Genomic DNA, 15,397 nt, shown 5'->3' on the forward strand with positions numbered 1-15,397 from the left:
GGACACCCCGGCCCTCCTGCAGGGACCCGCGCCGAGCTTGCGAGGCGCGGGGGGCAGGAGGGTCCTTCGACCTTCTAGAGGTGAGCGTAGACGTCCTGCAGGGACAGCCCTCGCGCCAGCATCAGCACCTGCACCCGGTAGAGCAGCTGGCTGATCTCCTCCGCGGTCCGGTCGGCGCCCTCGTGCTCGGCCGCCATCCACGACTCGGCGGCCTCCTCGACCACCTTCTTGCCCGCGGCGTGGACGCCGTCCCGGACGGCGATGACCGTGCCGGAGGCCTCGTCGCCGGCCGCGACCTTGGCGCTGAGCTCGGCGAACAGTTCGTCGAAGGACTTCACGCGTCGGTCGCCCCCGCCGGGTTCACGCCGAAGCCGGTGCTCTGCTTCGGCGCACGCAGGTCGCGGAGCACCAGCGCGGTCTGCAGGGCCGCGGCGGTGGCCTCCCAGCCCTTGTCCTCACCGGAGTCGTCCATGCCGGCCCGGTCGCGGGCCTGCTGCTCGCCCTCGGTGGTCAGCACACCGTTGCCGACCGGCTTGCCGGCGTCCAGCGACACCCGGGTCAGCCCGGCGGTGAAGGAGTCGCAGACGTAGTCGAAGTGCGGGGTGCCGCCCCGCACGACGACCCCGAGGGCGACCACGGCGTCGTGGGTCGCGGCCAGCGCCTGCGCCACCACCGGCAGCTCGATGGCGCCGGGGACCCGCACCACGGTCGGCGCGGGGATGCCGGCGGCCTCGGCGCAGGCGACCGCGCGCGCCAGCAGGGAGTCGGCGATGTCGCGGTGCCAGGTGGCGGCGACGATCCCCAGGGTCAGGCCACTGGCGTCGATGGGCTGCTGCTGGGGGGTTCCGGACCCGCTCATGGCCTCTCCTCGGACGTGCTGGTGCACGGGTTCGTGCTGGTGGGCGGTGACGACGGTGCAGTCTGCCGGGCGGCCGGCCCCGATCCGGTCATGTCGGCTGCTCGTCGGCGCGCCGGACCGGTGCGGCCGCCACGTCGCCCTCCGCCTCGGGCTCGATGATGTCCAGCAGGTGCCCCATCCGGTCGCGCTTGGTGCGCAGGTACCCGAGGTTGTCGGCGGTGACGTGGCTGGGCAGCCCGGCCCGGCCGGTGATCTTCAGCCCGTAGCCCTCCAGCCCGGCGCGCTTGGCCGGGTTGTTGGTCAGCAGGCGCATGGTGCGGATGCCGAGGTCGACCAGGATCTGCGCACCGGTGCCGTAGTCGCGGGCGTCGGCGGGCAGCCCCAGGTCGAGGTTGGCGTCGACGGTGTCCACCCCGGCGTCCTGCAGCTGGTAGGCCTGCAGCTTGTGCAGCAGGCCGATGCCCCGGCCCTCGTGCCCGCGGATGTAGAGCACGACGCCGCGGCCCTCCTGCGCCACGGCGGCCAGCGCCGCCTGCAGCTGCGGCCCGCAGTCGCAGCGGAGCGAGCCGAAGACGTCGCCGGTGAGGCACTCGGAGTGCACCCGGACCAGCACGTCCTCGCCGTCGCCGATCTCGCCGTAGACGAAGGCGACGTGCTCGCGCTCGTCGTAGGAGCTGCGGTAGCCGACCGCGGTGAACTCGCCCGGTCCGAGCGGCACCCGGGCCTCGGCGACGCGCTCGACCAGCTTGTCGAAGCGCTTGCGGTAGGCGATGAGGTCGGCGATGGAGATCATCACCAGGTCGTGCTCGTCGGCGAACACGCGCAGCTCGTCGCCGAGGGCCATGCCGGTCGGGTCCTTCTCGCTGACCACCTCGCACAGCGCACCCGCCGGGCGCAGGCCGGCGAGCACCGCCAGGTCGACGGCGGCCTCGGTGTGCCCGGGACGGCGCAGCACGCCGCCGTCCTTCGCCCGCAGCGGCACGATGTGCCCCGGCCGGGCGAGGTCGGCGGCGTTGGTCTCGGCCGCGGCCAGCAGCCGGATGGTGCGCGCCCGGTCGGCGGCGGAGATGCCGGTGGTCACGCCCTCCCGGGCGTCCACGGTGACGGTGTAGGCGGTGCCGCGGCGGTCCTGGTTGACCCGGAACATCGGCGGCAGGTCCAGCCGGTCGGCGTCGGCCTCGGTGACCGCGACACAGATGTAGCCCGACGTGTACCGGACCATGAACGCCACCAGCTCGGGGGTGGCGAGCTCGGCGGCGAAGATGAGGTCGCCCTCGTTCTCCCGGTCCTCGTCGTCGACGACGACGACCGGCCGGCCGCTCTTGACCGCCGTGATGGCGTCCTCGACGGAGTCCAGCTGCCAGCTCATGCGCGGGCCCCCAACAGTCGTTCGACGTACTTGGCGATGACGTCCACCTCCAGGTTGACCGGGTCACCGGGAGCGCGGGCGCCCAGGGTGGTCTCCCGCAGGGTCGTCGGGATGAGGCTGACCTCGAACCACGGCTCGGGCCGGTCGGCCTCCTCGTCGTCGGACAGGGCACTGACGGTGAGCGAGACGCCGTCGACGGTGATCGAGCCCTTCTCCACCACGTAGCGGGCCAGGTCGGCCGGCACGGAGATCCGCACGACCTCCCAGTGGTCGCCGGGCGTGCGGGACACCACCGTGCCGACGCCGTCGACGTGGCCCTGCACGATGTGCCCGCCCAGCCGGGTGGCGGCGGTGACCGCACGCTCCAGGTTCACCGCGTCGCCGACGCCGGTGGCGCCCAGGCTGCTGCGGCGCAGCGTCTCGGCCATGACGTCGGTGGTCCACACGCCGGTGCCGTCGGCCTCGTCGCGGGCCACGCCGGTGACGGTCAGGCAGACGCCGTTGACCGAGATCGAGTCCCCGAGCGCGACGTCGTCCAGCGCGCGCGCCGCCCGGATGTGCAGCACGGCGCTGTCCGGCCCCTCCTCGCGCGCGACCAGGGTGCCGAGCTCCTCCACGATGCCGGTGAACACCTCAGCTCCCTCCTGCGTCCTGGCCGTCGGGTGCCGGCGCCTCAGTGTGCCGGGTGGGGCGCAGCCGGATCTGCACGTCCCCGCCCAGGAGGGTGACGTCGACGACCTGCAGGTGCAGCGCCGCGGACATCGTGGTGATTCCCAGGTCGCCGACCACGGCCGCCCCGGCGCCGAGCAGCTGCGGGGCCAGGTGGACCACCGCCTCGTCGACCAGGCCGGCGGTGAGGAAGGCGGCGGCGAGGGTCGGCCCGCCCTCCAGCAGCATCCGGCGGACGTCCCGGGCGAACAGCTCGGCGAGCAGCGCGGCCGGCGTGGCCGCGGCACTGATCAGCGTCGGTGCCGCACCGTCGTGCACCCGGGCGGTGGCCGGCACCCGGCCGCGGCGGTCGAGCACCACCCGCAACGGCTGCCGGGCGGCACCGGTCCCGGTGGCGTCGCGGACGGTGAGCTGCGGGTCGTCGGCGAGCGCGGTGCCCGAGCCGACCACGACGGCGTCGCAGCCGGCGCGCAGCCGGTGCACCTCGGCGCGGGCGTCCGGGCCGGTGATCCAGCGACTGGTGCCGTCGGCGGCGGCGACCCGACCGTCCAGCGTCGTCGCCACCTTCCACACCACGTACGGACGGTGCTCGCGCACACCGGTGAGCCAGCCGGCCAGTGCTCCGCCGGCCGCCTCGGCCCGCTCGGCGCCCAGCTCGACGTCGATCCCGGCGGCCCGCAGCCGCTCGGCGCCGCCGCCGGCGAGCCGGGTGGGTTCGGGGACGGCGACGACGACCCGGGCGACGCCGGCGGCGATCAGCGCGTCGGCGCAGGGGCCGGTGCGCCCGGTGTGCGCGCACGGCTCGAGGGTGACGACGACGGTGCCTCCCCGGGCGCGCTCACCGGCCTGGGCCAGGGCGTGGACCTCGGCGTGCGGGCCGCCGGGTGGGGAGGTCGCCCCCTCCCCCACCACCGCGCCCGTCGCGTCGAGCACGACGGCACCGACCGCGGGGTTGGGACTCGTGGTGCCCAGCACCCGCAGCCCCAGCTCGCGGGCGCGGGCCATGGCCACGCGCTCCGCGGGGGTCACCGGCCGGCCAGGGCCCGGAGTGCGGCGATCGCCGCCGCGGGGTCGTCGGCGCCGTAGACCGCGGAGCCGGCGACGAAGACGTCCGCCCCGGCCTCGGCGGCGGCCTCGATGGTGTCGGCGTTGATGCCGCCGTCCACCTCGACGAAGAGCTCCAGGTGCCCGGTCTCCACCAGCCGCCGGGCCTCCCGGACCTTGGGCAGCACCTCGGGCATGAACGACTGCCCACCGAAGCCGGGCTCCACCGTCATCACCAGCAGGGTGTCGAAGTCCGGCAGCACGTCGAGATAGGCCTCCAGCGGCGTCCCGGGCTTGATCGCCAGCCCCGCCAGGGCGCCGGCGGCCCTCAGGTCGCGGGCGACCGCGCGCGGGTCGGTGCAGGCCTCGGCGTGCACCGTGACGTTGCGGGCACCGGCCTCGGCGTAACCCGGCGCCCAGCGCTCGGGGTCCTCGATCATCAGGTGGCAGTCCAGCGGCACCGGGCTGACCGCCTGGATGGCCTGCACGACCGGCAGCCCGAGGGTCAGGTTGGGCACGAAGTGCGCGTCCATGACGTCGACGTGCAGCCAGTCGGCGTCGGCCACGCGCTGGACCTCGTCGGCCAGCCGGGCGAAGTCCGCGGACAGCAGGCTGGGCGCGATCATCGGTTCCCGAGGCACCGGGTGATCGTAGGGGCACCGGGAACGGTCACCCGATCGGGCGACAACGCCTCGTCGACCCGGCCGCGAGCTGACCGGGTGAGCGTCGAGACCACGAACCGGGCCACCCCCGCGGCCCCGTCCTGCGGCATGCTGCCCCCGTGGACCTGACCAGCGGGGTCGCGGCCCGGCTCGCGGCGGTGTGCGTCGACGCCCGCGGCCGCCTCCGACGGTTCGACATCTGGGACGTCGCCGCACGCGGGGCCCTCCTGGTCGACGCCGCGCACTGCGGCCGCCTGGTCGAGACCGCCGACAGCATCGCCCTGCAGCCGGACCCGACCGGCTACCCGCCTGCGGACCGCCTGCTCTCGTCGATGGACGCCCAGCCCGGGCACCCGCTGACCTGGTGGATGGACCACGGCGGCGTCCGGATGGCCGACATCGCGGAGGCGTGTGCGGCGGCCGGCGCATGGAGCGTGCGCCGGGGCCTGCTGGGCACCCGCTACGGCACCCCGCCGGCCCCGGCGGAGCCGGCGTCGGGGGACGTCGTCACGGCGGCGGTCGAGGTGCTGGCCACGGCCTGCGGTGCGACCGGGCGCCGGCCCGAGCCGATGATCGAGCGGGAGCTGACACCGACCGGACCCCTCGCCTGGATCTGCCGGACGGTGACCGGACACCTGGAGCTCGTGCACCGGCGGAACCTGCGGGCCGCCGGGGCAGCGGACGGCGGGACCAACCCGCACTACTGACCGAGCCGACGATCCGGCCTGCGGGGTTCCATTGCGCACGATCGGGTACGCACCCGTCACATGACGACGGCCACTCCAGCACCCGCCCGCTACGACGGCTTCGACCGCATGCCGATCGCCGGCACCTGGCGCGCAGGCCGGGCCGGCAAGACGGCCACCGACACCGATCCCTACACCGGCGAGACGCTCACCGAGATCCCGCTGGCCAACGCCGAGGACCTCGACGAGGCCTACACCCGCGCGAAGGAGGCCCAGCGCGACTGGGCCGCCCGGCTGCCCAGCGAGCGCGCCGACGTGATGCGCCGCGCCGCGCGGATCATGGAGGCCCGCAAGGACGAGATCGTCGACTGGCACATCCGGGAAAGCGGCGCCGCCGCCCCGGCCGCGGAGTTCGAGTACGCGATCACCCTGCGCGACTTCCACGAGTCCTCCTCCTACCCCTACCGGGTGGAGGGCCGGATCCTCCCCGCCGACATCGAGGGCAAGGAGAGCCGGGTCTACCGCCGCCCGGTCGGCGTGGTCGCGGTGATCAGCCCGTGGAACGTGCCGATGCACCTGTCCAACCGCTCGGTCGCCCCTGCGCTCGCCACCGGCAACGCGGTCGTCCTCAAGCCCGCCGGCGACACCCCGGTGACCGGCGGCCTGCTGCTCGCCAAGATCTACGAGGAGGCCGGCCTCCCCGACGGGGTGCTGTCGGTGCTCATCGGCGCCGGGCGGGACATCGGTGACGCGATCGTGGAGCACCCCGTCCCGCGGGTGGTCTCCTTCACCGGCTCCACCCCGGTCGGCAAGGGCATCGCGCAGAAGGCCGGGCTGAAGAAGCTCTCGCTGGAGCTGGGCGGCAACGGCCCGCTGGTGGTCCTCGACGACGCCGACCTGGAGTACGCGGTGAACGCCGCCGCGTGGGGCAAGTTCTTCCACCAGGGTCAGGTCTGCATGATCACCAACCGGATCGTGGTCGACGCCTCGGTGCACGACGAGTTCGTCGACCGGTACGTGGCCAAGGTCCGCGGGCTCAAGGCCGGTGACCCCCGGGACGGTGACACCGTCATCGGCCCGATCATCAACAGCAAGCAGCTGGAGGGCATCCAGGGGATGGTCGCCCAGGCCCGCGAGGACGGGGCCGACCAGGTGCTGGGCGGCGACCCGACCGGCCCGATCGGGTCGGTCCTGCCTCCGCACGTGCTGCTGGGGAGCAACGAGGTCGCCACCGCCCGGCAGGAGGTGTTCGGCCCGGTGGCCACCATCATCAAGGCCCGGGACGAGGCGGACGCGCTGCGGATCGCCAACGACACCGAGTACGGCCTGTCCAGCGCGGTGTTCACCGAGGACGTGCTGCGCGGCGTGAACTTCGCGCTGCAGGTGGAGGCCGGGATGACCCACGTCAACGACTCCCCGCTCAACGACGAGAACAACACCGCCTTCGGTGGGGAGAAGGAGTCCGGTCTGGGCCGCTTCGGCGGGGAGTGGGCGATCGAGGAGTTCACCACCGACCACTGGGTGAGCGTGCAGCACACCAAGCGCCAGTTCCCCTTCTGAGTGCGCAGGCACTGTGCGGTGGGTGCCCCTTCCCGGCTGGGAACGGACACCCACCGCACAACGCCGGCCGCGGGCCTCAGGAACGCTCGCCGGTCGCTGACGGACGAGCCACCGGCCGGGCCGGCGGTCACCCGGTGACGGGTCGCGGCTCCGCAGCGTGCCGACCGGGGAGGGCGGTCCACTCCGCCCAGGCCAGGTCCCGGCCGACGAACCGCGGCTGCCGCAGCGGCCACTCGGCGGCCAGCCACGCGGGCACGAACTCGTCCAGTGCGCGTTCGGTGTCACTGCCGACGAGCCGGTCGACCACCCACCAGGAGACCTCTGCGTCGGCGGCGCCGACCTTCTCCGGCGGGTCGACGTAGACGCAGCCCAGCAGCTCGGCCTCGTCCGGCGGGAACAGCCCGTAGAGGAAGCTCTCGTGGGCGGCGATCTCCCGCGCGTGGTGCGCGAGGTCCTCGCGGTCCTGCTCGACGGTCATCGTCGCCGGCGGCCAGCCCCAGGCGGGGCCGTAGATCGTCCAGAGCCGGTCCCGCGACCCCATCACCGCGGGGAAGTCGATCTCGGTGTCGGCATCGCTCATCGGCCGCAGGTGCTCACCGGTCGGCAGCTCGGCGCGGGTCGGGTGGGCGAAGTCCTCGGGCAGCCACGGCACGGGGCCGGAGGCTAGTGGCGCGGCGGCGTCCGGACGAGGGGTTTCCCGGTCACCCGATACCGTGCGCCGGTGGCCAGGCACCGCAGCGCAGAGGACGACGCCGCCATCCGGCAGGGCGAGGCCGAGCTGCGCAGCTGGGACCTCGGGCGCCGGCTCGCCGTCGAGGCCGAGGTGTTCGGGTACGCCCTGCTCTACGCCTTCCTGGTGCTCGGCGGGGGCGACGCGCCGGGTGCCCTCTCCTGGCTCTTCCTGCTGCTGGCGGTGCTGATCCGCGCCGCCATGTGGCGCTGGGGTGACCGCGGCGCCCGGATCGACGGCGCCCGGGTCGACTTCGCCCTGCGCCACCACCGGCTGGCCGGCTGGGCCACGACCGACCTCGTCCGGGCGCGGGCCCAGCAGCGGCTGCGCCGGGCCGGACTCGGTCGCGCCGGCTGGGTCGTCGTGGCGGTGGTGCTCGCCGTTCTCGCCGTGGTGACCCTGGTGGCCGACCCGCCCAGCGGGGCGCTCGCGGTGGTGGCCATCGTCGGGCTGGTCGCGGCCTGCGTCCGGCTGTGGCTGCACGAGCGCAACCTGGCCGAGGCGCGGCGCTGGCTCGCCGACCCGCCGGCATGAGCAGCCCGTCGGTGCCGCGGGACGCCCCGGCCGTCGACCGCGACGAGGCCGAGGTCCGCCGCTTCGCCCGGCGACGGCTGGCCACGGAGGACGCCGGCGCGCTGGCCTTCGGGGTGGTGTACGCCGCCGTCCTGCTCACCATGGAGGTGGATCCCGCGCTGGCCTGCGCAGTGGTCGGCCTGGGGGTGCTCATCCGGCTCGGGAGCCGGCGCTGGGGCAACGGCAGCGCCCGCCACGCACGGGCGCGCGCGGACCTCTCGCTGCGGCGCGGCCGGCCGCTCGGCTGGGCCCGCGCCGGCGAGGTGACCCGCCGCGCCCGGGAACGGCAGGAGCGGATCGGCTGGCGCCGCTTCGGCGCGGCCGCCGGCCTCCTCACCATGGGCGCAGTGGTGGTGGTCAGCGCGTCGTCCGACCGGCTGCCGGACACCCTGTCCGTGCTGGCCTGCCTGGTCGCCGTTCAGCTGACCGGCGACCTGGTCCGCCAGGAGCGGGAGGTCCGGGAGGCGCGGCGCTGGCTCGCCGGCCCGCCGGACTGAGCCCTCAGCGGGTGCGGCGGAGCAGGGCCAGGAACATCGCGTCGGTGCCGTGCCGGTGCGGCCACAGCTGCCCGTAGCGACCGCGCTCGATGCCGGGCACCTCACCGAACAGCGGGGCCACCGGCAGCACCTCGACGTCGTCCCGGGCCGCGGCGGCGTCGACGACGTCGACGGTCTCAGCCGCGTGGGGGGAACAGGTCACGTAGGCCACCACTCCCCCGGGCCGCACCGAGGCCAGTGCGCCGTCCAGCAGCTGCCGCTGCAGCTCGGCCAGCGGCGCCACGTCGTCGGCGGTGCGCCGCCAGCGCACCTCCGGCCGGCGGCGCAGCGCGCCCAGGCCGGTGCACGGCGCGTCGAGCAGCACCCGGTCGAACGAGCCGGCCGGCCACGGCGGGGCGGTGCCGTCGGCGACCTGCACGTCGACGTCGTCGGCCCCGGCCACTGCGTTGCGCACCAGCTCGGCGCGGTGCGCCGCCCGGTCGGCCGCGGTCAGGTGCACGCCGGCGGGCCGGACGGCGGCCAGCAGCCCCGCCTTGCCGCCCGGGCCCGCGCACATGTCCAGCCAGCGGGCGTCCGGGCCCTCCAGCGGGGCGCGGACCAGCGCGAGCGCGGCCAGCTGGCTGCCCTCGTCCTGCACCGCGGCGGCGCCGGAGCGCACCGCGGTCAGCTTGCCCGGGTCCCCGGCCGGCAGCCGGACCGCGTAGGGCGACCACGGGCCGGGCTCCCCGCCGGCCTCGGTGACCAGCTCGTCGCGGTCGATCCGGCGGGCCACCAGGTGCACCTCGGGGGCGGCGTCGTCAGCGAGCAGCGCGGGCTCCACCTCCGCGTCGTCGCCCAGGGCCTCCCGCCATGCCTCGACGATCCAGCGCGGGTGGTCGGTGGTCAGCGCCAGCCGCGCGTCCTCGTCGACGGGCCGCAGCGCCTGCACCCAGGCGGCGCGGTCGCCGCCGGCGGCGACCTTCCGCAGCACCGCGTTGACCAGGCCGGAGGCGCCGGTGCCGACGATGCCGCGGGTGAGGGCCACGGTGGTGTCGACCGCCGCGTGTGCCGGGACGCGGAGGTCCAGCAGCTGGTAGGTGCCCAGCCGCAGCAGGTCGAGCACCTTCGGGTCGAGCTCGGCCAGCGGCCGGGACACCAGGGTCGCGAGCACCGCGTCGAGGGTGCCGGTCGCGCGCAGCGTGCCGTAGGCCAGCTGGGTGGCGAAGGACGCATCGCGCTCGTCCAGGTCGGCGGCCCGTTCCCGCAGCAGCTGGGGCAGCAGCAGGTTGGCGTAGGCGTCCCGGCTGGTGACGCCCTCCAGGACGTCGTAGGCGGTCAGCCGGGCACCGTCGAGCGACGGCCGGTGGCGCCGGGACTGCGGGCGCTGGTTGCCGGTCCCGGGGTCGTTCCGCCGCTTGTGACCGGCTCGCCTCGCCGGGCCGGTCATGCGCCCACCTGCTCGCCGAGCCGCTCGCCCGGCTCCAGCCGGGCGCCGCGCGCCCAGTCGGTGGCCGCGATCATCTTCTTGCCCGCGGGCTGCACCTCGCGCAGCCGGACGGCGCCGCGGCCGGTGCCCACCAGCACACCGGTCGGGCCGACCGAGACCTCGCCGGGTTCCAGCCCCAGGGAGGAGGGCAGCGGCTCGACCGGGGCCAGCCGGAGCCGGTTGCCGCGCCAGGTGGTCCACGCGCCCGGCGCCGGGGTGACGCCGCGCACCCGGCGGTCCACCACGTGCGCGGGCAGGGCCCAGTCGACCCGGGCGTCGGCGGTCTCGATCCGCGGAGCCAGGCTGACGCCCTCGGCGGGCTGCGGCTCCGGGCGCAGGGACCCGTCGGCGATGCCGTCGAGGGTGGCGACGAGCAGCCCGGCGCCGCTGACCGCGAGCCGGTCCAGCAGGTCGCCGGCGGTGTCGGCCGGGCCGATCGGCTCGGTGACGACGCCGAACACCGGGCCGGTGTCCAGCCCGGCCTCCAGCTGGAAGGTCGCCGCGCCGGTCACCTCGTCGCCGGCCATGACCGCGTGCTGCACGGGCGCGGCACCGCGCCACGCCGGCAGCAGGGAGAAGTGCAGGTTGACCCAGCCGTGCCGCGGCACGGTCAGGGCGGCCGGGGGCACCAGCGCGCCGTAGGCGACCACCGGGGCGCAGTCGACGTCCAGCGCGCGGAGCTGGTCGAGGAACTCCGGCTCGCGCGGCGACCGGGGCTGCAGCACCGGGAGGCCGGCGGCGTCGGCGCGCTCGGCGACCGGCGACCGGCTGGTGCGCCGGCCCCGGCCGGCCGGGGCGTCGGGCCGGGTCAGGACGGCGACGACCTCGTGCTGCGAGTCCAGCAGGGCGTCGAGTGCGACGACCGCCGGCGCCGGGGTTCCGGCGAACAGGAGCCTCAGTGGGGGCTCACCTTCACGACGGGGGCCGGGACCGGCTCCCCGCTGGGCAGGTAGGCCTGCTCGCCCTGCCAGGCGGCGTCGGCGAGCACCGACAGCGCCGCCTGCCGGGCCTCGGCGTCCAGCCGGTCGACGAACAGCACGCCGTCGAGGTGGTCGGTCTCGTGCTGGATGGCCCGGGCGAGCTTGTGCGAGCCCTCCACCCGGATCGGGTCGCCGTACATGTTCCAGCCGGTGGCGGCGACGTACAGGTGCCGGCGGCAGTCGAAGCGGAAGCCGGGGATGGACAGGCAGCCCTCCGCGTCCTCCTCGGTCTCCTCGCCCACCGGCGTCACGTCGGGGTTGACCAGGTGGCCGACCTCGCCGTCGACGTACCAGGTGAAGACCCGCAGGCCGACACCGATCTGCGGGGCGGCGATGCCGGCCCCGCCGGCCGCGTGCATCGTGTCCGTCAGGTCGGCGACGAGCTGCTGGAGCTCCTTGTCGAAGTCGACGACGGGGGCGGCCGGGGTGCGCAGCACCGGGTCGCCCATGATCCGGATCGGGGTGACGCTCACCGGACGATGGTAGGCGGCGGGCAGAGCGGCGCCCGCAGGGTGACCTGGCTACGGTGCAGGAATGGCCTCCCTCGCCGCCCACCGCGTGCACGCCGTCCTCAGCAGCGTCGTCGACGGGGTGGCCGTCGGCGGCGCCGAGGCAGCCCTCGACCACCCCGCCCGGTCGGCCGCCCGCCGCCGGGCCTACCTGGCCGTGATGGCGGTGGTGGCGGCGGAGACGATCGCCCACGACCTGCCGGCGCTGCGGCGGACCTTCCAGGGGATGCCGATGGAGCCCGCGGACCCGGCCGACCACGCGGTGCTGCGCCACCAGGGGCTGGTCAGCACCGGGTGGGGGCTGGGCGTCACCGCCGTCCACCGCCCGCTCGCCCGGGTGCTGCGCCGCCGCGGCCACCGCCGTCCGCACCTGCTGCTGGGCGTCCTGGCCGGCGTGGGCACCGCGGCCTGCACGCTGCCGGTGCGCTGGCGGCGGGCCACCGAGCGGGCCGCCGAGGACGTCGCGGCTGCCCGGATGGACGCCGAGCTGGCCCAGCTGCTGGACCAGCCGATCGACTGACGCCCGGCCGTCAGGCCAGCTCGAGCGGGTCGAGCTGCACGCGGACGTGCTCGGGCGCCTTCTTCGCGCTGCGCACCCCCTGCACCTCGCGCAGCGCGCGGGCCAGCCCGGTGCCCTCGGTGCGCGGCACCCGCACCAGGTAGCGCTCGCGCTCGCCCTCGTGCCCGGGTCGCGGCGGCTCGGGCACCGGGCCCAGCACGTCGGCGTGGTCCGGCAGCCGCAGCGCGTCCAGGAAGTCCGCGAGCGCCGCCGGGGACGCCGACAGCGACGCCATCCGGGTGGCCGGCGGGAAGCCGAGCTCCCGGCGATCGGCGAGCTCCCGGGCGGCCAGCCCGGCGGGGTCCCAGCGGACCAGCGCCTGCACCACCGGGTGGCCGGCGTCGGCGGCCACCACCACCGGCTGCCCCGACCGCACCAGGGCCGCGGCGTTCATCCAGCGGCGCAGGGTCTCCTCCCCCGCCCGCAGGTCGGCCCGGCCCAGCAGCGCCCAGGCGTCCAGCAGCAGCGCCGCCCCGTAGCCGCCCTCGGCCACCGGCTCGGCGCCCGGGGTGGCGACCACCAGCGCCGCCCCGCCGGGGACGGTGGCCAGCACGCCGGAGCCGCGACCGGAGACGCGCACCGCGGCGCCCGGGAAGGCCCGGCCCAGCTCCTCGGCGGTGCGGGCCTCCCCGATCACCGCGGCGCGCAGCTTCGTGCCGTGGCAGTGCGGGCAGTCGAAGGTGGCCGCCGGCCGGGCGCACCACCGGCAGGCGGCGATGCGGGTGCCGCCCGGCCCTGGTCGCGGCGAGACGCCGAGCGGACCGCCGCAGTGCGCGCAGCGGGCCGGTGCACGGCAGCGGTCGCACACCAGCGACGGCACGTAGCCCGAGCGTGGCACCTGCACGAGCACCGGCGTGCCGGCCTGCAGCGCCTTGCGGGCGACGTCGAAGGCCAGGGTGGGCAGCCGGGCGGTGCGGGCGGCGACGTCCCGGGCCAGCTCGAAGTCGCTGCCCACCGCCTGCACGCGCGGGGCGGCGGTGCGCAGGGTGGCCCGGTCGGCCACGAGCTCGTGCGCCCAGCCGGACTCCACCAGCAGCTGCCCCTCGGCGGTGCGGGCGGTGCCGGCGACCACCGCCGCACAGCCGGCCAGGTGGGCTCGGTGCACCAGCACGTCGCGGGCGTGCGGGTAGGGCGCGCGCGGTTCGGCGTGCAGGTCGTCGCCGTCGTCCCAGACGACGACGAGCCCGAGGTCGCGCACCGGGGCCAGAACGGCGCCCCGGGTGCCCAGCACCACCTGTGCGCTCCCCCGGGCGGCGGTCAGGAACCGGCCGTAGCGGACGTCGGGTGAGGCGTCTGCCCGCAGCACCGCCACCGAGCCGGCCGGCAGCAGCGCCTCCGCGGCACCGGCCAGCCGGTCGAGGTCCTTGCCGTCCGGGACGACGACCAGCGCGCCCCGCCCTCCCGACAGCGCCGCCTGCGCCAGCTCGGCCAGCCGGGTGGGCCAGTCCTCACCGGGCAGTGCGGTCCACACCGCCCGGGCCGGCGCCCCCTCGGCGACGGCGGCGAGCAGCTGCGGGCCGGTCGGGTACCGGGCGAACCCGGCCGGGTCCGGGGCCGGCGGCGGGGGTGGCGACTCGGCCGGCGGGCGCTTCTCCGGCGCGGCCCGCCGCGGGGGCAGCGCCAGGCGCAGGACGTCGGTCATCGTGCCGGCGTAGCGGTCGGCGACGGAGCGGGCGAGCTCGGCGACCTCCGGGGTCAGCACCGGCTCGGCGGAGACGACCTTGGCCAGCGGGGCCAGCTTTCCGGTGTGGTCGGTCGAGCCGGCGAGCTCCAGCACCACCCCGTCGACCAGCTTGCCGGCGAAGCGCACCCGGACCCGGCAGCCGGCGACGACCTGCTCGGCCAGCTCGTCGGGGACGGCGTAGTCGAAGGGCCGGTCCAGGTGTGCCAGCGGCACGTCGACGACGACCCGGGCCACCCGCTGAGCGGGTGGGTCCGGGTCGGGGTCGAGCGTGGCGGTCAGTGGTTCAGACGCCGACGGCGGACTTCAGCGCGTCGACCCGGTCCAGCCGCTCCCAGGGCAGCTGCACGTCGGTGCGGCCGAAGTGCCCGTAGGCGGCGGTCGGGGCGTAGATCGGGCGCAGCAGGTCCAGGTCGCGGACGATCGCGCCGGGGCGCAGGTCGAAGACCGAGGTGATCGCCTTCTCCAGCACCTCCTCCGGCACGGTGTTGGTGCCGAAGGTCTCCACGAACAGCCCGACCGGGTGCGCGGCGCCGATGGCGTAGGCCACCTGCACCTCGCAGCGGCGGGCCAGCCCCGCGGCGACGACGTTCTTGGCCACCCAGCGCATCGCGTAGGCCCCGGACCGGTCGACCTTCGACGGGTCCTTGCCGGAGAAGGCGCCACCACCGTGGCGGGCCATGCCGCCGTAGGTGTCGACGATGATCTTGCGGCCGGTGAGCCCGGCGTCGCCCATCGGGCCGCCGATCACGAACTTGCCGGTGGGGTTGACCAGCAGGCGGTAACCGCTGGTGGGCAGGCCGAGGGCGGCGAGCTCGGGCTCGACGACGAGCTCCTGCACGTCGGGGGCGAGCAGCGTCTCGATCGAGATGTCCTCGGCGTGCTGGCTGGAGACGACCACGGTGTCGACGGCGACCGGCCGGTCGTCCTCGTAGACCACGGTGACCTGGGTCTTGCCGTCGGGCCGCAGGTAGGGCACCGACCCGTCCTTGCGCACCGCGGAGAGCCGGCGGGACAGCCGGTGCGCCAGGGCGATCGGCAGCGGCATGAGCTCAGGGGTCTCGTCGGTGGCGTAGCCGAACATCAGGCCCTGGTCGCCGGCGCCCTGCCGCTCGATCAGGTCGTCGGCGATGGCCGCGCGGTGCTCGGCGTCGGTGAGCCCGGCGATGCGGGACTCGTAGGCGGTGTCGACGCCCTGCGCGATGTCCGGGGACTGCGCGCCGATGGAGACGCTGACCCCGCAGGAGGCGCCGTCGAAGCCCTTGCGCGAGGAGTCGTAACCGATCCCGAGGATGGTGCGCCGCACGATGTCGGCGATGTCCACGTAGCCCGAGGTGGTCACCTCACCGGCGATGTGCACCTGGCCGGTGGTGATCATCGTCTCGACGGCGACCCGGCTGCGCGGGTCCTGCTCCAGCATCGCGTCCAGGATCGAGTCGCTGATCTGGTCGGCGATCTTGTCGGGGTGCCCCTCGGTGACCGACTCGGACGTGAAGAGGCGGCGTGCCACTCGGTTCTCCCTGCGATCGACGGCCGAGCGCGGGACCCGCGTCC

The 15,397-nt window shown here is 75.9% G+C and carries 17 protein-coding genes; 5 read left to right on the forward strand and 12 right to left on the reverse strand.

The features are described from left to right. Positions 1 to 74 precede the first annotated feature (74 nt). The 6 genes from ACI795_RS07415 to rpe form a co-directional block, all read right to left on the reverse strand. Positions 75 to 338, reverse strand: coding sequence for a phosphoribosyl-ATP diphosphatase (locus tag ACI795_RS07415; RefSeq protein ID WP_457074803.1), 264 nt, complete (start codon positions 336 to 338; stop codon positions 75 to 77). Continuing rightward, positions 335 to 859, reverse strand: coding sequence for a 6,7-dimethyl-8-ribityllumazine synthase (gene ribH, locus ACI795_RS07420; RefSeq protein WP_457074804.1), 525 nt, complete (start codon positions 857 to 859; stop codon positions 335 to 337). The genes ACI795_RS07415 and ribH overlap by 4 nt, the downstream gene beginning before the upstream one ends. Before the next feature lie 88 nt (positions 860 to 947). Continuing rightward, positions 948 to 2,228, reverse strand: coding sequence for a bifunctional 3,4-dihydroxy-2-butanone-4-phosphate synthase/GTP cyclohydrolase II (locus ACI795_RS07425; RefSeq protein ID WP_457074805.1), 1,281 nt, complete (start codon positions 2,226 to 2,228; stop codon positions 948 to 950). After that, positions 2,225 to 2,860 (reverse strand): riboflavin synthase, encoded by a 636-nt coding sequence (locus ACI795_RS07430; RefSeq protein WP_457074807.1) that lies wholly within the window; start codon positions 2,858 to 2,860, stop codon positions 2,225 to 2,227. The genes ACI795_RS07425 and ACI795_RS07430 overlap by 4 nt, the downstream gene beginning before the upstream one ends. Before the next feature lies 1 nt (position 2,861). Then, complete coding sequence (ribD, locus tag ACI795_RS07435) at positions 2,862 to 3,902, reverse strand: bifunctional diaminohydroxyphosphoribosylaminopyrimidine deaminase/5-amino-6-(5-phosphoribosylamino)uracil reductase RibD (protein WP_457074808.1); 1,041 nt, start codon at positions 3,900 to 3,902, stop codon at positions 2,862 to 2,864. Positions 3,903 to 3,922: 20 nt separating this feature from the next. After that, positions 3,923 to 4,582, reverse strand: a complete 660-nt coding sequence (rpe, locus tag ACI795_RS07440; protein WP_457074809.1) for a ribulose-phosphate 3-epimerase — start codon at positions 4,580 to 4,582, stop codon at positions 3,923 to 3,925. Between the two features lie 140 nt (positions 4,583 to 4,722). Between rpe and ACI795_RS07445 the strand changes: the two genes are divergently transcribed. Then, positions 4,723 to 5,310, forward strand: coding sequence for a hypothetical protein (locus ACI795_RS07445; RefSeq protein WP_457074810.1), 588 nt, complete (start codon positions 4,723 to 4,725; stop codon positions 5,308 to 5,310). A gap of 60 nt (positions 5,311 to 5,370) precedes the next feature. Then, positions 5,371 to 6,849, forward strand: coding sequence for an aldehyde dehydrogenase family protein (locus tag ACI795_RS07450; protein ID WP_457074811.1), 1,479 nt, complete (start codon positions 5,371 to 5,373; stop codon positions 6,847 to 6,849). Positions 6,850 to 6,976: 127 nt separating this feature from the next. On the opposite strand, the gene ACI795_RS07455 is transcribed toward ACI795_RS07450, so the two are convergent. Then, on the reverse strand, positions 6,977 to 7,501 hold the full coding sequence (locus ACI795_RS07455; protein WP_457074812.1) for a hypothetical protein: 525 nt from the start codon (positions 7,499 to 7,501) through the stop codon (positions 6,977 to 6,979). 69 nt (positions 7,502 to 7,570) lie between these two features. On the opposite strand from ACI795_RS07455, the gene ACI795_RS07460 reads away from it, so the two are divergent. Both ACI795_RS07460 and ACI795_RS07465 read left to right on the forward strand, forming a co-directional pair. Beyond that, entirely contained in the window at positions 7,571 to 8,113 is a 543-nt protein-coding gene (locus ACI795_RS07460; protein ID WP_457074813.1) for a hypothetical protein, read from the forward strand. After that, entirely contained in the window at positions 8,110 to 8,649 is a 540-nt protein-coding gene (locus ACI795_RS07465; protein ID WP_457074814.1) for a hypothetical protein, read from the forward strand. Before ACI795_RS07460 ends, ACI795_RS07465 begins: the two co-directional genes overlap by 4 nt. Positions 8,650 to 8,653: 4 nt before the next feature. Here the strand turns inward: ACI795_RS07465 and ACI795_RS07470 are convergent, their stop codons facing one another. The 3 genes from ACI795_RS07470 to def are packed head-to-tail and all read right to left on the reverse strand — an operon-like array spanning position 8,654 to position 11,567. Further along, positions 8,654 to 10,075, reverse strand: a complete 1,422-nt coding sequence (locus tag ACI795_RS07470) for an RsmB/NOP family class I SAM-dependent RNA methyltransferase (RefSeq protein WP_457074815.1) — start codon at positions 10,073 to 10,075, stop codon at positions 8,654 to 8,656. Then, positions 10,072 to 11,013 carry a methionyl-tRNA formyltransferase gene (fmt, locus tag ACI795_RS07475; protein WP_457074972.1) on the reverse strand — a complete coding sequence of 314 codons (942 nt, stop codon included), beginning with the start codon at positions 11,011 to 11,013 and terminating at the stop codon, positions 10,072 to 10,074. The genes ACI795_RS07470 and fmt overlap by 4 nt, the downstream gene beginning before the upstream one ends. Then, a complete protein-coding gene (gene def / locus ACI795_RS07480; protein ID WP_457074816.1) occupies positions 11,010 to 11,567 on the reverse strand; it encodes a peptide deformylase in 558 nt (185 codons plus the stop codon). Before def ends, fmt begins: the two co-directional genes overlap by 4 nt. A gap of 61 nt (positions 11,568 to 11,628) precedes the next feature. Here def and ACI795_RS07485 point away from each other — a divergent pair, with 61 nt between their 5' ends. After that, positions 11,629 to 12,123, forward strand: a complete 495-nt coding sequence (locus tag ACI795_RS07485) for a hypothetical protein (protein WP_457074817.1) — start codon at positions 11,629 to 11,631, stop codon at positions 12,121 to 12,123. Positions 12,124 to 12,133: 10 nt separating this feature from the next. Here ACI795_RS07485 and ACI795_RS07490 read toward each other — a convergent pair whose 3' ends face one another. Next, positions 12,134 to 14,080, reverse strand: coding sequence for a primosomal protein N' (locus tag ACI795_RS07490; RefSeq protein ID WP_457074819.1), 1,947 nt, complete (start codon positions 14,078 to 14,080; stop codon positions 12,134 to 12,136). A 49-nt stretch (positions 14,081 to 14,129) separates the two neighbouring features. After that, positions 14,130 to 15,353, reverse strand: a complete 1,224-nt coding sequence (gene metK, locus ACI795_RS07495) for a methionine adenosyltransferase (protein ID WP_457074820.1) — start codon at positions 15,351 to 15,353, stop codon at positions 14,130 to 14,132. Between the last annotated feature and the right edge of the window lie 44 nt (positions 15,354 to 15,397).

It is taken from the genome of Modestobacter sp. SYSU DS0290 (assembly GCF_054050955.1).

Excerpts from the sequence above, each read along its gene's own strand:
- ACI795_RS07425 (WP_457074805.1), bottom strand. The coding sequence starts at position 2,228 with ATGAGCTGGCAGCTGGACTCCGTCGAGGACGCCATCACGGCGGTCAAG.
- ribD (WP_457074808.1), bottom strand. The coding sequence starts at position 3,902 with ATGGCCCGCGCCCGCGAGCTGGGGCTGCGGGTGCTGGGCACCACGAGT.
- ACI795_RS07485 (WP_457074817.1), top strand. The coding sequence starts at position 11,629 with ATGGCCTCCCTCGCCGCCCACCGCGTGCACGCCGTCCTCAGCAGCGTC.
- ACI795_RS07450 (WP_457074811.1), top strand. The coding sequence starts at position 5,371 with ATGACGACGGCCACTCCAGCACCCGCCCGCTACGACGGCTTCGACCGC.
- ribH (WP_457074804.1), bottom strand. The coding sequence starts at position 859 with ATGAGCGGGTCCGGAACCCCCCAGCAGCAGCCCATCGACGCCAGTGGC.
- ACI795_RS07470 (WP_457074815.1), bottom strand. The coding sequence starts at position 10,075 with ATGACCGGCCCGGCGAGGCGAGCCGGTCACAAGCGGCGGAACGACCCC.
- ACI795_RS07465 (WP_457074814.1), top strand. The coding sequence starts at position 8,110 with ATGAGCAGCCCGTCGGTGCCGCGGGACGCCCCGGCCGTCGACCGCGAC.